Raw genomic sequence first — 17,068 nt, 5'->3', positions numbered from 1 at the left:
GCCATCCTTACACGTCCAGGGCCTGGTTGAGGGCCGTGTCCATCGCCGTGACCACCGGTGCGAGGTCGCCGGTGTACCCGGTCATGAGCCGCACCTGCTCGACCGCCTGGTGCAGCAGCATCCGCTCGCCGGACACCGCGACGCCGGCCATGAGCTCCCAGGTCGCGGCCAGCTTGGTGGGCCGCGGGTCGTAGGCGACGTCGAGCAGCACGCCGGGGCGGTCCTCCTCGTCGAGGCGGGCGTCGTGCAGCAGGCCCTTGGCCAGCGGGTCGGCCGCGCGCGGCGGCAGCGTGGAGACGACGACGTCGGCGCTGGTCAGCTCGTAGGTGAGGCGCGGGTCCGCGCCGGTGAGGTCGAACTCCACGACCTCCGGGGTCACGCCCATGCGGGCGATCGCCCCGGTCAGCTCGCCGACGCGGTCCAGGGACCGGACGAGCACGCGCGGCGAGGTGCAGCCCAGCTCGGCGAGCGCGGCCAGGGCGGAGGCCGCGGTGGCTCCCCCGCCGAGCACGACCGCGGAGGTGATCTTCTTGCCCCGCCCCCTTTCGGCGGACGGCGTTCCCGCGGCGGCGCGGTGCCCCGGGCCGCCGGCGAAGGGCCCCGGGGAGGCCAGCCCTTCCCGCAGCGCCTGGACGAGGCCGTGGACGTCGGTGTTGGTGCCGGTCAGGGTCACGGTGTCGCCGGACCCGGCCGGGGAGACCAGGACCGTGTTGACCGCGCCGACGGCCGCCGCGAGCGGGTCGACGTGGTCCACCAGGTCCATGATGCGGTGCTTCAGCGGCATCGTCAGGGACAGGCCCGCCCAGGTCGGGTCCAGGCCGCTGAGGAACCCGGGGAGCCAGTCCTCGTCGACGTCGTGCCGGCCGTACTCCCAGCCCGTCAGGCCCAGCGCCCGGTAGGCGGCGGTGTGCAGCACCGGGGACAGGGAGTGCGCGATGGGATGGCCGAGCACCGCGGCGCGGCGCGTCGTCGTCCCCTGATCCCCTGCCGGCTCCCCTGCCGTGTGCTCTGCTGCCGTCACGTCCACTTCTCTCCTGTCAGCGTCTCGTAGATCTCCACGTACCGGGCGCGCGTCTCGGCCACGACGTCGGCCGGGACCTCCGGGCCCGGGTAGGTGCGGTCCCAGTCGAGGGTCGACGACCAGTCGCGGACGTACTGCTTGTCGAACGACCACTGGGCACGGCCCGGAGCGTACTCGCTCGCCTTCCAGAAGCGCGAGGAGTCCGGGGTCAGGACCTCGTCGGCGAGGGTGAGCGTGCCGTCCGCGCGGAGGCCGAACTCCAGCTTCGTGTCCGCGATGACGACGCCGCGCTCGCGCGCGATCTCGGATCCGCGCCCGTAGATCTCCAGCGTCAGGTCCCGCAGCGCGGTGGCGGTCTCCTCGCCGGTGGTGCGCACGACGTCGTCGAACGTGATCGGCTCGTCGTGACCCTCGTCGACCTTCGTGGTGGGCGTGAAGACCGGCGCGGGGAGCCGGTCCGCCTCGACGAGGCCGGGCGGCAGCGCGATGCCCGAGATCTCGCCCGTGGCCTCGTACGACGTCAGGCCCGAGCCGGTGATGTAGCCGCGCGCGACGCACTCGACCGGCACGATGTCGAGCCGCTCGCAGCGGATCGCGCGGCCCTTCCACTCCTCGGGGACGTCCTCGCTGATCACGTGGTTCGGGACCAGGTCGGCGAACTGCCGGAACCACCACAGGGACAGCTGCGTCAGGACGGCGCCCTTGTCGGGTACGGGGGTCGGGAGCACGACGTCGTACACCGACAGCCTGTCCGAGGCGACCAGGATCACGTCCCCGCCGTCCGCGTACACGTCCCGCACCTTGCCCTGTCTGATCAGTTCCACGGGCGCAAGCGTAGGTGATCCCGGCGCCGGTCACTCGTGCCAGTCAGGGTTGGCCGCCTCCCACTGGCGCAGCTCGGCGACGTGCGCCGCGTTGCCTTCCTCCTTGGTCGCGAACTTCGTCTCGCCGGTCTCCATGTTGACCGTCGTCCAGAAGTAGACGTCGGTGCGCTCCGTCGACGGGTTCAGCGCGGCCTCGATCGCCGCCCGGCTCGGCGCGGAGATCGGCGTCGGGGGCAGGCCCTTGTGCAGGCGCAGGTTGTAGGGGTTCGACGGGTCGTCCAGCTCCGCCTGGTAGAGCACACCGCCGGTCCGGCCGAGGCCGTAGAGGACGGCGGCGTCGATCCCGAGCCGGTCGTCGCCCTCCAGCCGGTTCTCGATGGCGCGCGCCATCAGCGGCATGTCCTCCTTGTGCACCGCCTCGCGCTCGATCAGGGAGGCCTTGATCAGCACCTCCTTGCGCCGCTCCGACGGGACGTCCAGCTCGTCCAGCGCCGCGGTCATCTGCTCGACCATCACCGTGACGACGTCCTTCGCCGACTGCTTCTCCGGCTTGACCTCGTAGGTGTTCGGGAACAGCCAGCCCTCCGGGTGTCCCTCGGCCTGCGGCGGCAGCACGTCGCCGATGTTCTCGAAAGCCCGCTCGACGTCCTGCTCGGGCCAGCCGGCCTCGACCATCTGCTGCTTGATCTGCTCCACGACGAACCCCTCGGGGATCGTCAGCCCGGCGCGGTCGACCTGGTTCGCGGCCAGGAGCGCCACGGCGTCGGCCGCCGGCATCTGCAGCTTGAGGGTGTGCGTGCCGGGCTGGATGGCGGGAGCGCCGGGGTTGTTCTCGAAGGCGTACTCGAAGGCCCCGGAGGAGGCGACGACGCCGTTCTCGACGAGCACCTCGCCGATGGCCCGGCCGCCCGCCCCCTCGGGGATCTCGACCTGGATCTCCTCGCCGCCCGAGCCCTCGTAGTCCGCGCCCGCCAGCGGCGTCCTGACGCCGAACAGGTAGCCGTGGTCCGCGTACGCGAGGCCGCCGAGCCCGACGACGATCGCGCCGACGACGGCCGCCGCGATCAGCACGGGCCGCGGGACGGCGCCGGGGCCGGACGCGCCGCGGCGCCGGTTGCGCCCGCCCCGCCGGGATCTGGCGGTGCCGGGGCCGCCCCGCCTGCTGCGGGATGCGGTCCCGGTCCCCGCCCAGTGGCGGGGGGTGGACTGATTCGGCTGGGACATCGCGGCGCGATTCACCTGTCTCTCGGGTCGTACTCGTCCCGCCGCGGGGCGTGGTCACACCCGCGGCGAGTCGGTTATATCAGGTTCCCGCACCGCGTCACGATGCACGGGGCAACGTTCAGCCGCCGTTCGCCTCCTGCCATTCCCGCAGTTCAGCGACATATCCCTGGTGTTCCGCGAAGGTTTCCGAGAACTTCGTCTCACCCGTGTCGAGGTTGACCGCGACCCAGAACTTCCAGTCGCCGGGCGTCGGCGCGAGCACGGCGTCGATCGACTCCTCGCTCGGGTTCGCGATCGGGGCGGGCGGCAGGCCGAGGTGCTGCTCCAGGTTGAACGGCGTGTCGGCGCCCTTGTCGGCGTTCGTCAGGTCCAGGCCGGACTTGCCGAGCCCGTAGGCGAGGGAGGCGTCGATCTGGAGCTTCATGCCGTCCGCCAGCCGGTTCTCGATCGCGCGGGCGATCATCGGCCGGTCGGCGGCGATCCGTCCCTCCCGTTCGACCAGGGAGGCCTTGACGAGGACCTCCTGACGGTCGCCCGGCGCGATGTCCCGCTCGTCCAGCTCGCGGACGGTGGCGGCCACCATCTCCTGCAGCACGCCCGCCGCGGTGTCCTGCTCCGGGTCGACGGCGTACGTGAACGGGTACAGCCAGCCCTCCGCGTTCCCGTCGGCCTGCGCGGGCAGGCCGATCGACCGCGGCTTGTCCAGCGCCTTCTCGAACTCCTCGGCGGGGATGCCGGACACGGAGCTGAGCTGCTCGACCGTCTGCGCCACCGTGAGCCCCTCGGGGATCGTCACGTCGAGGTGCGCCATCTCGTTCGTGGCGAGCAGCGCGACGGCGTCGGACGCCTTCATCTCGGTGAGCAGCTCGCGCGTCCCCGGCCGGATCCGGGCGGAGTCCGGGTTCTCGTCGAACGCCTTGATGAAGGCGTCGTCGCTGGCCACGACACCCGCCTTGCGCAGGGCCTCGGCCATCTCCTCGCCGGTGGCCCCCGCGAGGATCTCGACCTTGACCTCGTCGTTCCCGGGGCCCGGGTAGTCCTTCGCCGCCAGGGCGCTGTCGAAGGAGAGCAGCGAGTCGCGCTGCTCCCAGAGGAACCAGCCCGCGCCCGACACGAGGCCGAGGCACACCAGCAGGACGACGACCGAGCGGCCCCGCCTGCGGCGCCGCTGCCTGCGCCGGATCGCCGCGTTCCGTGATTTCCGGCCGCGGGGTCGCGACGCGTTGGACGGCAGGCCCGCCTGGGCATCAGGCGGCGCCGTGAACAGATCCGTCACCTCGTCGATCCTTCACTTCTGGGGGCATGTGCCGGGGCCGGGACGTGCGTGTCGTGCACTGGTCACTCACCTGCGCCGGAACCGGCGCGGGCACCCGTGGCCCGCTCGGCGTCGAGCGCGGATTGCAGAATGATAACGGCAGCCGCCTGGTCGATGACAGACCGGTGCTTCCGGGTGTTTCGCCCCGCGGCGTGCAGGGCCTGCGTCGCGGTGACGGTCGTCATCCGCTCGTCGACGAACCGCAGCTCCGTGCCGGCCTGCCCGACGGCGGCCAGCGCGGGCAGCAGCGCCCCGGCGAAGGCGCGCGCGTCCGCGCTCGAGGCGCTCTCGCGGCCGTTCAGGTGCCGGGGCAGGCCGACGTAGATCACCGCCGCGAACCGGTCCGCCGCCTCCTGCGCCACGCGCGCCAGCGCGGCGGGCTCCGGGACGCGCGGCACGGTCTCGACCGGCGTGGCGACCAGGCCGTCGGGGTCGCTCGCGGCCAGCCCGACCCGCACCTTGCCGACGTCCAGGGCCAGGCGGGCGCCCCGGGGCAGGGACGGGGCCTCGCCCGCCCCCTGCCCCGCGCCGTCGTCGGGCGATCTCACGCCCCGACCGCCGCCAGGCGGACGCCCTCGGCGACGCCCGCGAGGGCCTCGCCGAGCTTGGCCGCGTCCTGGCCGCCGCCCTGGGCGAGGTCCGGCTTGCCGCCACCACCGCCGCCCAGCGTCCGCGCGGCGGCGCGGACCAGGTCCCCGGCCTTGTGGCCGGCCGACCGCGCGGCCTCGTTCGTGGCGATCACGACCACCGGGCGGCCGCCCGGCGCGCCGCCCGCGGCGACCACGACCGGCTCGGCCTCGCCCAGGCGGCCGCGCACGTCCAGCACGAGGGCGCGCAGGTCGTCGGCGGCGGCCTCGCCCGCGTCGTGCGTGACGACCCGCACGTCGCCGACGCGCGGGGCCTCGGCGGCCAGCTTCCCGGCCGTGGCCAGGAGCTGGGCCTGGCGGACGCCGGACAGCTCCTTCTCGGCGTCCTTGAGGCGGGTCATGAGCGCGCCGACGCGGTCCGTGAGCTCCTCCGGCCGGGCGTTCAGCAGCCCGGACAGCTGCCCGACCAGGGCGTGCTCGGTGGCCTGGAACCCGTAGGCGCCGTCGCCGACCAGCGCGTCCACGCGCCGCACGCCCGAGCCGATGCTCGACTCGCCCAGCAGCGTCACGCGGCCGAGCTCACCCGTCAGCTTCACGTGGGTGCCGCCGCACAGCTCGCGGGACCAGTCCCCGCCGATCGACACGACGCGCACGACGTCGCCGTACTTCTCGCCGAACAGCGCCATCGCACCGAGCTCGCGGGCCTTGGTCAGGGCCATCTGCTCGTCGGTGACCTCGAGGTTGTCCGTGAGCAGCGTGTTGACGCGCTCCTCGATCTCGGACAGCGTCGCGGCCGAGACGCCCTGCGGCGAGCGGAAGTCGAACCGGATGCGGCTCGGCGCGTTCTCCGATCCGGCCTGCGTGCGGTCCGGGCCCACCAGCTCGTGCAGCGCCTTGTGGATCATGTGCGTGGCCGAGTGCGCCTTGCTGATCGCGCGGCGCCGCGTCGTGTCGATGGTGGCCGTGCCGGGGTCACCGACCGCCACGGTGCCCTCGATGAGGCGCCCGCGGTGCACGTTCAGGCCCTTGACGGGCCGCTGCACGTCGTCGACCTCGATCGTGGCGCCGCCGTCGAGCACGATCGTGCCCTGGTCGGCGAGCTGGCCGCCGGCCTCCGCGTAGAACGGGGTGCGGTCCAGGATGACCTCGACGTCGGCCGGGGCGGTGGCGGCGGGCGCGGGCACGCCGTCGGCCAGCAGGCCGACGACGCTCACGGTGGCGTCGTGCTCGGTGTACCCGAGGAACTCGACCGGAGCGGCCAGCTCCCTGGCGACGGCCTCGTACGCGGCGACGTCGACCGTGCCGTGGCGCTTGGCCAGGGCGTCGGCGCGGGCGCGGTCCTTCTGCTCCTGCATGAGCGTGCGGAACGCCTGCTCGTCGACGCTCACGCCCTGCTCGGCGGCCATCTCGAGGGTCAGGTCGATGGGGAAGCCGTAGGTGTCGTGGAGCTGGAAGGCGGCGCCGCCGGACAGCGTGGGCGTCCCCGAGGCCCCGGACCTCGCCCTCGCGACCTCCTCCTCCAGGATCGACGTGCCGGACACGAGGGTCCGGCGGAACGCCTCCTCCTCGGCGTAGGCGACGGCGGAGATCTGCTCGAAGTTCGTCTCCAGCTCCGGGTAGGAGGCCTTCATGGCGTCCTTGGCCACCGGCAGCAGGGACGGCAGGGCGACGTCGTCGACCCCGAGCAGGCGCATGGCGCGCACGGAGCGGCGCAGCAGGCGGCGCAGCACGTAGCCGCGGCCCTCGTTGGAGGGCCGCACGCCGTCGCCGATGATCATCAGGGCGCTGCGGACGTGGTCGGCCACGACGCGCATCCGCACGTCGTCGTCCGACGAGACGGAGGGGTCGGCGCCGTACTTCTTGCCCGACAGCGCCTCCGCGGCGTCGATGACGGGGCGGACCTCGTCGATCTCGTACATGTTGTCGACGCCCTGCAGCAGGAACGCGACGCGCTCCAGGCCCATGCCGGTGTCGATGTTCTGCTTGGCCAGCGGGCCCACGACGCGGAAGTCGTCCTTGGCCTTCACGTCGTCCAGGGCGTACTGCATGAACACGAGGTTCCAGATCTCGATGTAGCGGTCCTCGTCGGCCTCCGGGCCGCCCTCGGCGCCGTACCCGGGGCCGCGGTCGTAGAAGATCTCCGAGCACGGGCCGCCCGGGCCCGGCTGGCCGGTGTGCCAGTAGTTGTCCTTCTTGCCGCGCGACTGGATGCGCTCCTCCGGCATGCTCGTGTGCGTCTTCCAGAGCTCCCGGGCCTCGGTGTCCTCGTGGTAGACCGTGGCCCACAGGCGCTCCGGGTCGATGCCCAGGTTGCCGTCCTCGCGGGATCCGGTGAGGAACTCCCAGGCGAACCTGATGGCGTCCTCCTTGAAGTAGTCCCCGAAGGAGAAGTTGCCGTTCATCTGGAAGAACGTGCCGTGGCGCGTCGTCTTGCCGACCTCGTCGATGTCGAGCGTGCGCACGCACTTCTGCACGCTCGTGGCGCGCTTCCACGGCGGGGTCTGCTGGCCCGTCATGTACGGGATGAAGGGCACCATGCCCGCGATCGTGAACAGCGTGGACGGGTCCGGGCTGATCAGGGACGCCGACGGCACCACCGCATGACCCCTTGCCTCGAAGAAGTCGAGCCAGCGCTTGCGGATCTCGGCGGTACGCATCTCGGTTGCGGTCCTTTGCTGTTCGTGGCGCGCGCACGCGCCGGTTCGATCGGTGCTGGTAACAGTCTCCCGCGACGACGCCGGGAAACGGAAACTGAAACTGCGGTGCCTGTGGACAACCCGCCGCCCGCGCCCCCGGAGGCTCGCCGGCGCCCGGCCGCACCGCGACCGGCAGGCCGGCCCGCCAGGGCTCAGCGGCCGGTCCGCCGCCGCAGGTCGTCCAGGTCGTACGTGCCCCCGGCGCCGTCGGACAGGAGCGATCGCATCAGCTCCGCCTCCCGTGCCGCGCGCGCCCGGCGGAAGTCGCCCGCGAAACCGCGGGCGCCCCGCGCCAGGCGCACGGCCCCGGCGTCGGCGGCGTCGACCGCCCTCGCCCCGGCGCGCGCCGCCAGGTTCGCCGGCGTGTACTGCTCCGCGAGGCGCCGGCCGCGCCGGATCACCACGACGGTGACCACGACACCGACGCCGACCCAGAACAACCGCGCCCTCATCGGTCCTCGTCCCGGACGGCGGTGTGGCGCCCCGCGCCGTCGTCGAACCGGCCGGTCGCCCGCGCGAAGGCCTGCCGCACGCCGTAGGAGAACGCGGCCACCTTGACCAGCGGCCCGCCGAGCGTCGCGGCGTACAGCCCGGTCAGGGCGCTCACGTTCTCGCTGACGGACGCGGCGCTCGTGGTCACGGTGTCGACCTTGACGAGCTGGGTGTTGGCGTTCGCCACCGCGCTGGCGGTCTCGTCCAGGATGGGCACGGAGTGCTCGGTCACCTCGCGCAGCCCGGCACGCGCCTCCTCGAGCACGCGGCCCAGCTTGACGAGCGGATAGGCGAGGAAACCCACGAGCAGCAGGAACGCGATCGCCGCGAGCAGTCCCGCCACGTCACCGAGGGAGAAGGTCATGGCGGCAACCCTAACGTGAGACCGCGGTGAGCTGCCCGGGCACCGGGGACGCCCGGGGCGTGCCGGTACGGCGGGCGCCGCGGGGCGCGGCGCCGGGCACGCGGCCCGGCCCGGCGCGGCGGACCGATCCCGCCCGCACCTTGCGAAAACGTTATCGACATCGTTACCCTCCAAGGAGTTCCGCGACAGGTCCGACGTCGCCGGAACAGATCCGGAGAGGAACGAAGATGTCCCATTCCATCACCAAGAGGCGCCTGGCCGCCGTCGTCGCGTCGGCCCTGGCCGCCGCCTCGGCCGTCACCGCCGTCGCCCTGACGGGACCCGCCGCCCAGGCCGGCCCGAAGACACCGACGCTGCGCTCCGAGGCGCCGCGTGACCTCGAGGTCGGCAGCGCCGTGTGGGGTCAGCGCGAGCTGATCGGCTACGACCGGAAGCACCCCACCGAGTTCCAGCGCATCCTCGGCGCGGAGTTCGGCTCGCTGACCCCCGAGAACGACATGAAGTGGGCCGAGCTCCACCCGGAGCCCGGCGTCTACGACTTCTCGGGCGCCGACGCCGTCGTCGCCTTCGCGAAGGCCAACGGCCAGGAGGTGCGCGGCCACACCCTGCTGTGGCACAGCCAGAACCCGCAGTGGGTGACCGACGCGAGCGCCGGCTGGACCTGCCAGGAGGCGCGCGACGTCCTGGAGGAGCACGTCCGCACCGTCGTCGGCCGCTACGCGGGCGAGATCTACGAGTGGGACGTGGCCAACGAGATCTTCCAGGACGACTGGGACGCGGGCGGCGTGCGCCTGCGCACCGAGGCGAACCCCTTCCTCAAGGCGTGCGCGGAGGACCCGGTCGCCCTCATCGGCGACGTGTTCCGGTGGGCGCACGAGGCGGACCCCGCCGCGGCCCTCTTCCTGAACGACTACAACGCCGAGGGCGTCAACACCAAGACGAACGCCTACTACGACCTGGCCACCGAGCTGCTCGCCGACGGCGTGCCGCTGCACGGCATGGGGGCGCAGGCGCACCTGAGCCTGCAGTACGAGTTCGACGAGTCGGTCACCGAGAACTTCGAGCGGTTCGCCGACCTCGGGCTTCAGGTGGCCGTCACGGAGGCCGACGTCCGCATGCCGCTCGGGGACGACGGCGAGCCGACCGCCGAGCAGATCACCCTCCAGACCGAGCGGTACCGCAAGCTGCTCGACGCGTGCCTCGACGTGCCGTCCTGCTCGAGCTTCACGGTGTGGGGCTTCGACGACGCGCGTTCCTGGGTCCCCGGCGTCTTCCCGGAGGGCTACGCCACGATCATGACCGGCGAGTACGTGAAGAAGCCCGCCTACCACACGCTGCTCGACGGCCTGCGGGACGCGACGCCCGGCACGGGCCCGCGCACGCCGCCGGTTCCGGCCCGGTAGGCCGGATCCGGTAGACCCGAACCGGCAGGCCGGCATGCCTGCCGCATCACGGGGCGCGTGCGCGGTTCATCCCGCGCACGCGCCCTCGCGCGTTCCCCGACGGCACCGGCCGCCGGACCCGCCGGCTACTCCCCCGTGAGCCCGCCGAACACGTCGACCAGCACCGTGTCGAGGTCGGCGACCGCGTCGGGGGACCGCAGGTCGCGCACCGCGCCGCCGGTCGCGTCCCGGATCGCGTACAGGTCGTCGATCGGCGCGCCGGGCCCGATCGCCACCGAGATCACCGGGACGATGGTCTCGCCCCGGATCTTCTTCAGGAGCGCCCGCAGATCCGCCGGCGGCTGCTGGGCGCCGTCGGACAGCACGACGATCGCCGTCGAGCTCGACGCCCCCTCCTCGCGGACCTCCGCGATCATCGTGCGCTCCGCGCCCTCGATCGCCGAGTACAGCGGCGTGCTGCCGCCGAGCCCGTCCACGTCGCAGATCGCCTCGCGCAGCTCGCCCCGGACCCCGCCGTCGAGCCGGGTCATGGGAACGGCCTGCCAGCCGTCGGGCCGCGGGAAGGCGTCGAGGGAGACCGCGTCCCGTCCGTCGTCGAGGCGTTCGACGGCGTCGAGCGCGGCCTTCTGCGCCAGCTGCAGGTAGTTGGGGTCGTCGGTGGCCTCGCCGTCGCAGGGATCCACGAAGCCGGGGACGTTGACGCGGCTGGTCGAGTCCGTCATCGAGCCGGAGTTGTCGATCGTCAGGTGCACCCGCACCGGGAGCCGCACGGACTGCCACTGCGCCTGGTAGCCCGCGATCTTCTCCGCCACGGGCCAGGGCGACACGCTCACCGGCGCGGTCGCGCCGACGACGTCGACGAGCCGGTCCGTCACCCCCGCGGGATCGGACGCGGGCCGGAAACCCCAGCGCTCGAACTCCTCCTGCCCGGCAGGGCCGGCGAGGAACTCGGCGAAGGCGGTCACCGCCGCGAACTTCTCCTTCGGGTCGCCGTCCGACTCGTAGGCGTTCTTCATGAGGATCGCCGGGTGGTCGAACGCGTACGTCCGGTCGGCGGGCTGCACGACGACGAGCCGCTCGGCGGGGTCCGTGCGCGGGTTCGCGCAGTCCAGGGGCGGCTCCCCCAGCGGCGACCGGCAGTTGAAGAGGAACGCCGTCTGTTCCTGCGCGACGATCGCGTCCATCTGCCGCAGCAGCTCCGGCTGCTCGTGCATCCGGTTCATCATCTGCGTGATCTCCCGCCCGGCCAGGGCATCGGGCACCGACGCGACGGCGGCGCGCAGCGTGTTCACCTTCTGCGGCCCGGGGACGTCGCTGAAGGCCTCGTTCACCGCCACCGAGTTCGCCATGCCCGACGTGGAGTTCACGGGATCGTCGATGGCGAGCGTGAGGCCGTCGTCGGACGCCGCCGCGAGCGCCAGCTCCTGCCAGGTCGGGGGTCCGTCGGCGAAGTTCTCCGCGCGCTTCTCCTCGGTCATGAGGATGCCCAGGACCGAGGACGTCACGGTGATCATCTCGGTCTTCCAGGCGGGGGCCAGCATGGCGTCGTGCCCCTCCTGGACCAGGAGCTCGGCCCACACCGACGACGTCGGGAGCCAGAGATCGGGCTGAGGGGCGGCCGAGCCCGGGTGCAGCTCGTCCTCGGGCGGGGTCGCCCAGCCCTCCGCGGCCGCGGTCTTGGCCAGGCCCGAGCTGACGCCGCTGACGTGGGGGCGGACGCAGCGGACCTCGTCGTAGCGGTAGGTCTCCGCGAACCGGTCGGCCAGCGTCTCGATCAGGGCGTCCTTCTCGGTGCCGACGGTGATGTTGATGTCGATGCGCTCGCCCTCGCACGGCGCGACGGGAGGCGCGAACAGGCTGCCGTTGCCGAGGGTGACGTAGCCGAGGAACAGCACGGCCACGACACCGGCGACCGCCGGCAGCCAGCCGACGAGGCTCCGTCGCCCGGCGATCTCGTCGAGGGTTCCGGTCCGGGCGGCGGCGAGGGCCTCGTCGTACGCGGGGTTGTTCTTCAGGGGCGCGAACAGGATGTCGTCGCCGGAGGTGTCCACGACGTACCCGACGATCCGCTTGTCGGCCTCCCGGACGACGGGGGCGCCGTCGATCTCACCGGCCCCGAGGCCGGCGGCCGAGCCGGCCCCGGTCTCGGACTGGATGGACCACGTCTGCCGGGTGTGGCCCCCGGAGTGCACCTGGACCGCGGCGCCGGACACCCGGGTGACCTTGCCCACGGCGTTGCGCACCTCGACGGTGACCTGCTTGCTGGCGCTCAGGGCGCCGGCCGCCAGGCGCGCGGCGCCCTTGGGCACGCTCTCGGCCTGGTCGAGGCACAGCACGGCGATCCCGGCGGCGCCCGAGTCGCGCCAGGCGACGACCTCGGCGTCGTAGTCCTTCTGCAGCGCCGACTCCCAGTGGATGACGACGGTCGCGCCCGTGGCGTCGCCGTCGCCGTCCTGCCCGAGGGCCCGGTGCACGATGCTCTGCGTCGTGACCACGAGCCTGCCCTCGGCCAGGAACCCGTACCCGGCGACGCCGCCGGCCTGGCGGTCGATCAGGACCGCGGCCCGGCGCGGGGCCGGCAGGCCGGGATCGACCCGGGTCCGGCCGGGCCACCACCGCACCCAGGCGTCCGCGCCCACGCTGACCAGGGCGAGCAGCAGGACGACCACGACCACCCAGGCCTGCACGCCGGACAGCAGCGCCTCCTGGACGATACCGACCCCGGCCACCGCGAGCGCACCGACACCGCCGACGATGCCTGCCCGTCGTCCCGTGTCCTGCTGTTGCTGCGACATCGATGCGTCTCCCGAACCTCTCTGTCCACCAGTGCACGGGAGTCTACTGATTTAACTGGTGATCTCGCGCAATATGCAGGCGTTTCACCCGAGTTCCCTCGGCGCTCTACCGTTGCCGCGGGGGTGTCACGCGGGCAGGAAGGCCTCCCGGTTCGCGCGCGCCCAGTCCGCGAAGCTCCGGGCGGGGCGCCCGAGCACCTCGGCCACCGCGGGGCTCACCTGCTGCTCCCGAGGACTCGGCTCGCCCAGGATGCCGAGCGTGGACTCCGCGACCGGCCCGGGCATGAACCGCAGCATCTCCTCGCGGGCCTCGGCCCGGGTCAGCCCGGCGAACCGGATCGGGAGCCCGACGGCGCCGGCGATCGCCTCGGCCTGCTGCCGCGGCGTGACCGCCTCCGGCCCGGTCAGCTCGTGCACGGCGCCGGAACGACCGTCACCGGTCAGGGCCGCCACGGCGACGTCGGCGATGTCCCGCGGGTCGACGACGGGGAGCGCGACGTCCCCGAACGGCGCGGCGATCGTGCGGCCCGACCGGACGCCGGGCGCCCACCGCAGCGCGTTCGACGCGAACCCGCCCGGCCGCAGGATGGTCCACGCCAGGCCCGAGCCCGTGACGGCGTCCTCGATCCCGGCGGGGTGCCGCCCGGTCGCCACGCCCTGCGAGGACAGCAGCACGACCCGCCGCACCCCGCCGTTCGCGGCCGCCTCCAGGACGGGCCCGACGTCGCCGCCCGCGCCGAGGAAGTCCCCGCTGGTCAGCAGGAACAGCGCCGCGGCGCCGTCGAGCGGCTCCCGCAGGCCCGACGGTTCGGCGATGTCCGCACCCAGGGCGCGCACCCCGGGCAGGTCCGGCCCGGAGGCCGGGCGGCGGGCGACGGCGGTCACCTCGTGGCCCGCGGCCGCGAGCGTCCGGACGAGCGGGCGTCCGACGTTTCCGGTGGCACCGGTGACGACGATCCTCATGGGTTCTCCTCGCTTGCGTGCCGGGCGTGTCCCGGTCACGTCCGCGACGCTAAGGGGCTGGTTACAGTAGGTACCCCCAGGAAAGTATCGGAGAGCTCATGACCGTCTGGACCCCCTCGGCGACCGCGGGCGCCGCCGCGGCGTGCCCGATCGCACCGGCCGTCGACGTCGTCCACTCCCGGTGGACGACGCCGGTGCTGTGGACCCTGCACACGTCCGGCTCGATGCGCTTCGGCCGGCTCCAGGAGTGCCTCGGCATCAGCCCGAAGGTCCTGACGGCGAAGCTCCGGGAGATGGAACGCGACGGCCTGGTCACCCGCCGCGCCTACAACGAGGTCCCGCCCCGCGTCGAGTACGAGGTCACCGAGCTGGGCCTGAGCCTCCAGCCGGTCTTCGCGGCCCTCGGCACCTGGTGGACCGCCCATGAGGCCGACGTCGCCCGGGCGCGCGACGCCTACGCGGGGCCGTTGCCGCGCTGACCGGCCGGTCCCCCGGCGGCGGGGCACTCCCCCAGGGCGCCACGGGCCGGCGGGCACGCCGCCGTAGACTTCAGCGGTGCGCCGCCCGCTCCGCAAGATCGCCCTGGCAGGAATCCTGGTCCTGCTGGTCGTCATGATCTGGCCGGTCGTGGCGATGCAGTTCGACGGCCCCGCCGAGATCCCCCCGCGCCATGTCCTGCCCGAGCTGCCGCCCGGCGCCGAGGTCGTCGCCGACCGCAAGGGATGCGGCTCGGGTGGTTGCTCTCGCGAGGTGGTCGTGCGGGCCACGGCCGGCCCGGCCGCGCTCCGCGACCTCCCGGACAAGGAGGCCTGCCGCCTGACCGCCTTCTACGACTGGCGACCGGTCTGCATCTCGACCGAGCGATCGGGCGACACCGTCACCTTCTCCCTGCGGTACGCCACCCTGCTCGACTGACCTGCGAGGCGGTTCGTGGCGGCGCGTTCGCGGCACCGCGGCCCCCGGCCGCGCGATCCCGGACACGACCGCGGCTCGTGGCCTCCCCCGTTACCGGGGGAGGGGCCACGAGCCGCGGTGCGGTCAGGTTTTCAGCCTCTGACCAGGGCCTGCGCCGGGAGCGTCAGCGTGCGTAGTACTCGACGACCATCTGCACGTCGCAGGTCACGGGGACCTCGGCGCGCTTCGGGCGGCGGGTGAGCGTCGCGGACAGCTTCTCCAGCTGCACGTCGAGGTAGCCGGGCAGCGTCGGAAGCACGTCCCGGTGCGCGCCGGCGGCGGCGACCTGGAACGGCGTCGTGGGCTGGCTCTTCGGCTTCACCTGGATGGTCTGGCCCACCTTCACGCGGAAGGAGGGACGGTCCACGATCTTGCCGTCCACCAGGATGTGACGGTGGGTCACGATCTGGCGGGCCTGCAGGATGGTGCGGCCGAAGCCGGCGCGGAGCACGAGCGAGTCGAGACGGGTCTCGAGGTCCTCGACCATGACCTCACCGGTCAGGCCGGGCTGCTTGCGGGCGTTCTCGTACACCTTCAGGAGCTGCTTCTCCCGCAGCATGTACTGGGCACGCAGGCGCTGCTTCTCGCGCAGGCGCACCGCGTAGTCCGACTCGGTGCGGCGACGGGCACGCCCGTGCTCACCGGGCGGGTACGGGCGCTTCTCGAAGTGCTTGACGGCCTTCGGCGTGAGCGCGAGGCCGAGCTTGCGGCTCAGGCGAACCTGACGCCGCGAACGGGTGACAGAGGTCACGGTGATTCCTGTCCTTCGTGGTTGAGAGGTCACACCCGGCCGCGCCCTCGAACGGGCGAGCCGGATGCGGGACCAGCCGATTGACGCGCGAACGCGCCGGGGGCCGAGGTCCCAGGGAGTTGCTGTCACGGCCGGAACCGCTGAGGCAACCGCACCATCCTACCCCGCCCCGTCCGGATCCGGCCCCGCCGTGGCGCCGGGTGTCAGCCGGTCTCCTTAGGCTGGCGTCATGGACCTGTTCTCCGCCGTGACCACCTCCGGGCGCGGCACCCCCGAGGTGAACCCGTCGGCGCCGCTGGCCGTCCGGATGCGGCCCGCGTCGGTCGCGGAGATCGCCGGGCAGGAGCACCTCCTCGAACCCGGTTCCCCGCTGCGGCGCCTGATCGAGCCCGGCGCGTCCGGCCGCGCGGCGCCGTCGTCGGTCATCCTGTGGGGACCGCCCGGAACCGGCAAGACCACGCTCGCCTACCTCGTGGCGACGGCCTCCGGCCGTCAGTTCGTCGAGCTGTCCGCCGTCACCGCGGGCGTCAAGGACGTGCGCCAGGTGGTGGACGACGCACGACGCCGCCTCGCGACCGGCGGCGACGAGACGGTCCTGTTCGTCGACGAGGTACACCGCTTCTCCAAGACCCAGCAGGACGCGCTGCTCCCCAGCGTCGAGAACCGCTGGGTCACCCTCGTGGCCGCCACGACCGAGAACCCGTCGTTCTCCGTCAACTCGCCGCTGCTGAGCCGCTCGCTGCTCCTGACCCTCAAACCGCTCACGTCGGAGCACGTCCGGGAACTGGTCGGCCGCGCCGTCGCCGACGACCGCGGGCTCGCGGGCTCGGTCGGCCTGGACGACGACGCCGCCGGGCACCTCGTGCGCCTCGCCGGCGGCGACGCCCGCAAGGCCCTGACCATCCTCGAGGCCGCCGCCGGGGCCGTGCTGCAGAACGACCCCGCGGAAGCCCCCGGGGAAACCACGCAGGATGATGCGGTCCCCGTCATCACCCTCGCCGACGTCGAGCGCGCCGTCGACGTCGCCGCCGTGCGCTACGACCGCGACGGCGACCAGCACTACGACGTGATCTCCGCCTTCATCAAATCCATCCGCGGCTCCGACGTCGACGCCGCGCTCCACTACCTCGCCCGCATGATCGCCGCCGGCGAGGACCCGCGGTTCATCGCCCGGCGCCTCATCATCTCCGCCGCCGAGGACGTCGGCGTCGCCGACCCGTCCGCCCTGCAGACCGCCGTCGCCGCCGCCCAGGCCGTGCAGATGATCGGCATGCCCGAGGGCCGCATCGTCCTGGCCGAGGCCGTGGTGCACCTGGCGACCGCACCCAAGTCCAACGCGGCGTACCTGGCGGGCGACGCCGCCCTGGCCGACGTCCGCGCCGGGAAGGCCGGCGTCGTTCCCCTGCACCTCCGTGACGCGCACTACTCCGGCGCCGAGGGCCTCGGCCACGGCACGGGCTACCGCTACGCCCACGACTGGCCGCACGCCGTCGCGCCGCAGCGGTACCTCCCCGACACCCTCGCGGGAACGGAGTACTACTCCCCCTCCGACCGCGGCTTCGAGCGCCAGGTGTCCGAGCGGCTGGACCGGATCCGCGGGATCCTCCGGTCGGACGGCGCCGAGAAGCCCTGACGGCCGAGCCCCTGCGCAGGGCCCCGGACGACGTACATGACAAATG

At 73.2% G+C, this 17,068-nt stretch carries 15 protein-coding genes; 4 read left to right on the top strand and 11 right to left on the bottom strand.

What is annotated here, in order from left to right; all coding sequences use genetic code 11:
- Positions 1-7: 7 nt before the first annotated feature.
- The 8 genes from ABD208_RS05405 to ABD208_RS05370 form a co-directional block, all read right to left on the bottom strand.
- Positions 8-1,021 (bottom strand): shikimate dehydrogenase, encoded by a 1,014-nt coding sequence (locus ABD208_RS05405; protein ID WP_344100326.1) that lies wholly within the window; start codon positions 1,019-1,021, stop codon positions 8-10.
- A complete protein-coding gene (locus ABD208_RS05400) occupies positions 1,018-1,845 on the bottom strand; it encodes a phosphoribosylaminoimidazolesuccinocarboxamide synthase (RefSeq protein WP_344100324.1) in 828 nt (275 codons plus the stop codon). The genes ABD208_RS05405 and ABD208_RS05400 overlap by 4 nt, the downstream gene beginning before the upstream one ends.
- 30 nt (positions 1,846-1,875) lie before the next feature.
- On the bottom strand, positions 1,876-3,069 hold the full coding sequence (gene mltG, locus ABD208_RS05395; RefSeq protein ID WP_344100322.1) for an endolytic transglycosylase MltG: 1,194 nt from the start codon (positions 3,067-3,069) through the stop codon (positions 1,876-1,878).
- A 118-nt stretch (positions 3,070-3,187) separates the two neighbouring features.
- On the bottom strand, positions 3,188-4,345 hold the full coding sequence (gene mltG, locus ABD208_RS05390) for an endolytic transglycosylase MltG (protein ID WP_344100320.1): 1,158 nt from the start codon (positions 4,343-4,345) through the stop codon (positions 3,188-3,190).
- 62 nt (positions 4,346-4,407) lie between these two features.
- Positions 4,408-4,932, bottom strand: coding sequence for a Holliday junction resolvase RuvX (gene ruvX / locus ABD208_RS05385; protein ID WP_344100318.1), 525 nt, complete (start codon positions 4,930-4,932; stop codon positions 4,408-4,410).
- Positions 4,929-7,628 carry an alanine--tRNA ligase gene (alaS, locus tag ABD208_RS05380; RefSeq protein WP_344100316.1) on the bottom strand — a complete coding sequence of 900 codons (2,700 nt, stop codon included), beginning with the start codon at positions 7,626-7,628 and terminating at the stop codon, positions 4,929-4,931. The genes ruvX and alaS overlap by 4 nt, the downstream gene beginning before the upstream one ends.
- A gap of 191 nt (positions 7,629-7,819) precedes the next feature.
- Entirely contained in the window at positions 7,820-8,119 is a 300-nt protein-coding gene (locus tag ABD208_RS05375) for a hypothetical protein (RefSeq protein WP_344100314.1), read from the bottom strand.
- Positions 8,116-8,523: a DUF948 domain-containing protein gene (locus tag ABD208_RS05370; protein ID WP_344100312.1), complete on the bottom strand. Its 408-nt coding sequence runs from the start codon at positions 8,521-8,523 to the stop codon at positions 8,116-8,118. Before ABD208_RS05370 ends, ABD208_RS05375 begins: the two co-directional genes overlap by 4 nt.
- A gap of 227 nt (positions 8,524-8,750) precedes the next feature.
- Between ABD208_RS05370 and ABD208_RS05365 the strand changes: the two genes are divergently transcribed.
- The gene (locus ABD208_RS05365) at positions 8,751-9,926 is read left to right on the top strand and encodes an endo-1,4-beta-xylanase (protein ID WP_344100310.1); all 1,176 of its coding nucleotides are present in this window, start codon (positions 8,751-8,753) and stop codon (positions 9,924-9,926) included.
- A gap of 125 nt (positions 9,927-10,051) precedes the next feature.
- Here the strand turns inward: ABD208_RS05365 and ABD208_RS05360 are convergent, their stop codons facing one another.
- Both ABD208_RS05360 and ABD208_RS05355 read right to left on the bottom strand, forming a co-directional pair.
- Positions 10,052-12,721, bottom strand: a complete 2,670-nt coding sequence (locus ABD208_RS05360; RefSeq protein ID WP_344100308.1) for a vWA domain-containing protein — start codon at positions 12,719-12,721, stop codon at positions 10,052-10,054.
- Between the two features lie 126 nt (positions 12,722-12,847).
- Positions 12,848-13,684 (bottom strand): NAD(P)H-binding protein, encoded by an 837-nt coding sequence (locus ABD208_RS05355; RefSeq protein ID WP_344100306.1) that lies wholly within the window; start codon positions 13,682-13,684, stop codon positions 12,848-12,850.
- Positions 13,685-13,782: 98 nt separating this feature from the next.
- Between ABD208_RS05355 and ABD208_RS05350 the strand changes: the two genes are divergently transcribed.
- Positions 13,783-14,163, top strand: coding sequence for a winged helix-turn-helix transcriptional regulator (locus ABD208_RS05350; protein WP_344100304.1), 381 nt, complete (start codon positions 13,783-13,785; stop codon positions 14,161-14,163).
- Positions 14,164-14,239: 76 nt separating this feature from the next.
- Positions 14,240-14,599: a hypothetical protein gene (locus ABD208_RS05345; protein WP_344100302.1), complete on the top strand. Its 360-nt coding sequence runs from the start codon at positions 14,240-14,242 to the stop codon at positions 14,597-14,599.
- Positions 14,600-14,762: 163 nt separating this feature from the next.
- Here ABD208_RS05345 and rpsD read toward each other — a convergent pair whose 3' ends face one another.
- Positions 14,763-15,389, bottom strand: coding sequence for a 30S ribosomal protein S4 (gene rpsD / locus ABD208_RS05340; RefSeq protein WP_344100300.1), 627 nt, complete (start codon positions 15,387-15,389; stop codon positions 14,763-14,765).
- Positions 15,390-15,618: 229 nt separating this feature from the next.
- Here rpsD and ABD208_RS05335 point away from each other — a divergent pair, with 229 nt between their 5' ends.
- Entirely contained in the window at positions 15,619-17,022 is a 1,404-nt protein-coding gene (locus tag ABD208_RS05335; protein ID WP_344100298.1) for a replication-associated recombination protein A, read from the top strand.
- Positions 17,023-17,068: the final 46 nt, after the last annotated feature.

Source organism: Myceligenerans crystallogenes (genome assembly GCF_039529775.1).
GTDB classification, from domain to species: Bacteria; Actinomycetota; Actinomycetes; order Actinomycetales; family Cellulomonadaceae; genus Myceligenerans; species Myceligenerans crystallogenes.
Note: the sequence above shows the minus strand (reverse complement) of the source record. Positions and strands in the feature narration are given on the sequence as shown.

Coding starts and splice junctions, on each gene's coding strand:
- ABD208_RS05370 (WP_344100312.1), bottom strand. CDS start 8,523: ATGACCTTCTCCCTCGGTGACGTGGCGGGACTGCTCGCGGCGATCGCG.
- ABD208_RS05365 (WP_344100310.1), top strand. CDS start 8,751: ATGTCCCATTCCATCACCAAGAGGCGCCTGGCCGCCGTCGTCGCGTCG.
- alaS (WP_344100316.1), bottom strand. CDS start 7,628: ATGCGTACCGCCGAGATCCGCAAGCGCTGGCTCGACTTCTTCGAGGCA.
- ABD208_RS05360 (WP_344100308.1), bottom strand. CDS start 12,721: ATGTCGCAGCAACAGCAGGACACGGGACGACGGGCAGGCATCGTCGGC.
- ABD208_RS05335 (WP_344100298.1), top strand. CDS start 15,619: ATGGACCTGTTCTCCGCCGTGACCACCTCCGGGCGCGGCACCCCCGAG.
- ABD208_RS05375 (WP_344100314.1), bottom strand. CDS start 8,119: ATGAGGGCGCGGTTGTTCTGGGTCGGCGTCGGTGTCGTGGTCACCGTC.
- ABD208_RS05355 (WP_344100306.1), bottom strand. CDS start 13,684: ATGAGGATCGTCGTCACCGGTGCCACCGGAAACGTCGGACGCCCGCTC.
- mltG (WP_344100322.1), bottom strand. CDS start 3,069: ATGTCCCAGCCGAATCAGTCCACCCCCCGCCACTGGGCGGGGACCGGG.
- ABD208_RS05350 (WP_344100304.1), top strand. CDS start 13,783: ATGACCGTCTGGACCCCCTCGGCGACCGCGGGCGCCGCCGCGGCGTGC.